This is a genomic window from Microbacterium umsixpiens (assembly GCF_053543675.1).
The window spans coordinates 18,184-21,236 of record NZ_JBLVOH010000079.1 but is presented as its reverse complement, the minus strand read 5'-3'; the positions used below and the strand labels follow the sequence as shown (position 1 = coordinate 21,236).

Annotated in this window: 4 protein-coding genes; 2 read left to right on the top strand and 2 right to left on the bottom strand. The window is 68.0% G+C overall.

The genetic code is table 11. The annotated features are described in order from the left end of the window. Positions 1-182 (bottom strand): hypothetical protein (locus ACNPM4_RS08230; protein WP_448985360.1); only part of this gene is annotated, 182 nt, incomplete at its 3' end. 81 nt (positions 183-263) lie between these two features. Between ACNPM4_RS08230 and ACNPM4_RS08225 the strand changes: the two genes are divergently transcribed. Further along, a complete protein-coding gene (locus tag ACNPM4_RS08225) occupies positions 264-836 on the top strand; it encodes a PadR family transcriptional regulator (RefSeq protein ID WP_262001631.1) in 573 nt (190 codons plus the stop codon). Between the two features lie 40 nt (positions 837-876). Here the strand turns inward: ACNPM4_RS08225 and ACNPM4_RS08220 are convergent, their stop codons facing one another. After that, positions 877-1,656 (bottom strand): SDR family NAD(P)-dependent oxidoreductase, encoded by a 780-nt coding sequence (locus ACNPM4_RS08220; RefSeq protein ID WP_448985359.1) that lies wholly within the window; start codon positions 1,654-1,656, stop codon positions 877-879. 139 nt (positions 1,657-1,795) lie between these two features. Between ACNPM4_RS08220 and ACNPM4_RS08215 the strand changes: the two genes are divergently transcribed. Next, on the top strand, positions 1,796-3,019 hold the full coding sequence (locus ACNPM4_RS08215) for an ABC transporter substrate-binding protein (RefSeq protein ID WP_448985358.1): 1,224 nt from the start codon (positions 1,796-1,798) through the stop codon (positions 3,017-3,019). Positions 3,020-3,053 lie beyond the last annotated feature (34 nt).

Below are 3,053 nucleotides of genomic sequence, written 5' to 3'. Positions count from 1 at the left end.
CGGATCGGGATGCCGTGGGTTCCGGCATCCACCACCCCGTCATCCGTCGCTGCGACGTCGTCGAGGTTCGTCGCCGGACGGATCCGCTCGTCGGCGGCAGCCCGTCCGTCGAGGGGGTCCATCGTCGCCAGCCGCGGGAAACTCGCGTTCAGCAGCTCCAGCATCCGGGTCGTCTCGTCCACATGATCTCCTTCGATCAGCAGCGGTATGACTGTTAGTCATAGTACGATCAGGAATATCTCACTCATCGACGAGGAGGTCAAGTGAGCGACCACGAAGACACCGACGACCGGCCCGATCTGCCCGCGACGAGCTGGGCCGTGCTCGGCATCCTGTCCTTCGACACCGAGCTGTCGGGATACGACGTCAAGCAGTGGGCCGATCAGAGCCTCGCCTACTTCTACTGGGCGCCCTCGCAGAGCCAGATCTACACGGAGCTGCGACGGCTCGAGGGGCTCGGCCTCGCGGAGTCACGGGTGGAGCAGACGCACGCGGCGAAGAGCCGGCGGTTGTACGGAATCACTGATCGGGGGCGCAGGAACATGCGCCGCTGGTCCGACGAGATCCCCGCGGAACCGGTGGTGCTCAAGCACTCGCACATCCTGCGCCTGTGGGCCGCGCACAACGGCGACCTCGATCGCCTGAGGGAGAGCCTGGCCGCCTACCGCGACGAGGCTCTGCGGACCGCGGAAGAGGCGGCTGCCCACGCGCGAGGCGCGCAGCGGGAGGATGCCTGGCGATTCTCCGGTGTGGCGCTCGAGTGGTCCGAGCGGTTCTCCCGAGACGAGGCCGCCCGCATCGACTGGCTCATCGAGCGCCTGAGCGGCATGCGATGAGCATCACGGTGCGGGCGTGAGCCCCGTCTGTGTCGGACGCTCAGAGACTGAACCCGCCGTCGACGTCGAGCTTCTGTCCGGTGATGAATCCCGCCGACGGGGAGGCGAGGAACGACACGGCGGCGGCGATGTCGCCCGCGGTGCCGAATCGGCGGAGCGGGATGTTCCGGGTCGCCACCTCGAGGGCACGCTCATCCAGGTCTCCGGAGGCCATCAACCGGGCCGACATCCCGTCCCACAGCATCCCCGGTCCGACCGCGTTCACGCGCACGCCGAAGCGCCCCTCCTCGGCGGCGAGTCCACGAGCCAGCGCCTCCACTGCGCCCTTCGGCGCGACCGACAGTCCGTCCCGCACGGGGTACCGCCGCGTCCCGGCGCTGGTGACGACGGTGAGCGATCCGGATGCAGCACGCAGCGCCGGGAGGAAGGCCTTCGCCACGACGAAGAAGCCGACGAGATCGTCGTCGACCTGTCGGGCGAACTGCTCGACCGTGACCTTCGACAGGTGCAGCATCGGCACGTGCGGGCCGGCGGCATGCACGACCGTGTGCACGGCGCCGTGGCGCTCGACGAGGTCGGCGACGAGGGCGGCCGCGCCGGCCTCGTCGCGCACGTCGAGTCGGTGGGCTTCGCCGTGCTCGCCGAGAGCGGCGAGCAGCTCGGGCGACGGCTCGGAGCGATGGGTGATCGCGACGCGCACCCCTTCGGCGGCGAGCTTCCGGGCGATGGCGGAGCCGATTCCGCCGGTCCCGCCGGTCACGACGGCGATGCCGGGAAGGTCGCGGAGAGAGCGGTTCTCAGAAGTCTGTGCAGTGTCCATGAGCCGGAATCTAACAGGTGTCCGAATCGTAACCAAGCAATTGACCGGTTGGGCGTTGCTCGGAGTGTCCGGGTGTGATTTACTAAGCAAGCGTTTGGTCGCTCTAGCGCTCTAACTCAACGATGAGAGAGGTTCGGATATGCGGTTCAACAGACTCGCGGCGGTTGCCGCAGGGATCGTGGTCTCGACGATGGTCCTCGCCGGCTGCTCCGGTGACGCGGACGCAGGGAACGGTGGCGGCGAAGGCGGCGGCGACGACCCGATCAAGATCGTGGTGCTCGGCGGCATGGGCGCGGAGGGCATCCTCGCCGACAACGCGACGACGGCCGTGACGGCTGCCCTGGCCTCCGTCGACGCCGTGAACGACATGGGTGGGATCCTCGACCGCGAGGTCGAGATCACCCACCTCGAGGACAACGCCGACCCGACGGTCGCCGTGACCAAGCTGCGCGAGTACATCGCCACCGAGGGCAAGCCCGACCTCGTGATGAACTCCGGCCCCTCCACGATCACCGAGGCGATGCTGCCGATCCTCACGCAGAACAAGATCGTCTCGTTCAACATCGGCCCGACGACGGGATCCGGTGACCCCGCGGTCAACCCCTACAGTTTCGACCTCAGCGCCTCCGTGCCCGACTACCTCGGCTCGTTCGTCGCCGAGATGGACGACCGCGGCTACGAGGACGTCGCGATCCTGCACGGCTCCAGCGCCTACGGCGAGCTCTTCGGCTCGCTCGGTGAGACCACCTTCACGGATGCAGGATTCACCGTCACCGGGAACGAGGGCTTCGACAACGCCGCCCTCGACATGACCTCCCAGCTCTCCTCACTGCAGCAGGGCGATCCCGATGTGCTCGTGCTCGACGCCTACGGCGCACCGCTCGGCTACGTGCTGCAGAGCCTGGAGAAGCTCGGGTGGGATGTTCCCGTGATGGGCAACTCCTCGGTCGCCGCGACCGGTCTGATCGCCACACCCGCACCCGACGGCGTGCTCGGCACCGACCAGGTCAAGAACCTCACCATGCAGGTGTACTCCAGCACCCAGTACGACCCGGACGACACCAAGGTCAACGAGGCCGTCGAGCGCATGCTCGCCGCCGGGGACATCAAGTCGTCGCTGATCCTGGCGTACAACTACGACTCGGCGCTGCTCTTCAAGGCCGCAGCGGAGAAGGCCGGTGGAGTCGACGACCCCGACGCCCTGGTCGCGGCACTCATCGACCCCGACGTCCAGAAGGCGGCCGAGACCGCGATCCTGGGTCTCTACGCCTTCGAAGAGGATGCGCACAGCCCGCACGTGGGCCCGGAGCAGTTCGCCTTCATCCCGCCGGGCGAACTCGTCAACGGTCAGTTCCAGCCCTGACCCCGGTCGGCGCGTGAACATCGCCGGCGGGGGG

Coding starts and splice junctions, on each gene's coding strand:
- ACNPM4_RS08215 (WP_448985358.1), top strand. CDS start 1,796: ATGCGGTTCAACAGACTCGCGGCGGTTGCCGCAGGGATCGTGGTCTCG.
- ACNPM4_RS08220 (WP_448985359.1), bottom strand. CDS start 1,656: ATGGACACTGCACAGACTTCTGAGAACCGCTCTCTCCGCGACCTTCCC.